The organism is Autumnicola edwardsiae, assembly GCF_031846505.1.
GTDB classification, from domain to species: Bacteria; Bacteroidota; Bacteroidia; order Flavobacteriales; family Flavobacteriaceae; genus Autumnicola; species Autumnicola edwardsiae.
Window position 1 is genome coordinate 1 of the sequence record NZ_JAVRHP010000366.1, and the last position, 229, is coordinate 229.

Here is a 229-nt window from a genome sequence, read left to right on the forward strand (position 1 = left end):
TTCATATGCACCTTCACATAATACTGGTAAAAATGCTTGAACGTCCTAAAACCGCTCAACTGGAAGATAATGGAAATGGTAATAACCTCGCTCCTGGACATTATCGATGGACGTTTGGAGGGGTTACCCAAAAGGTGGTTCTCGACGATCCGGTCATATTCTTTGCAAAACTCGTGCAAAGGACAAAAAATTTCGGTAATTTTAGAATAGATTATCATAGGTAGTTTAT

General features: G+C 38.9%; 1 pseudogene. It reads right to left on the bottom strand.

Annotation, left to right across the window (positions count from 1 at the left end):
• Positions 1–218 (bottom strand): annotated as a pseudogene (locus RM529_RS18230) (IS982 family transposase); the annotation flags it as partial.
• Between the last annotated feature and the right edge of the window lie 11 nt (positions 219–229).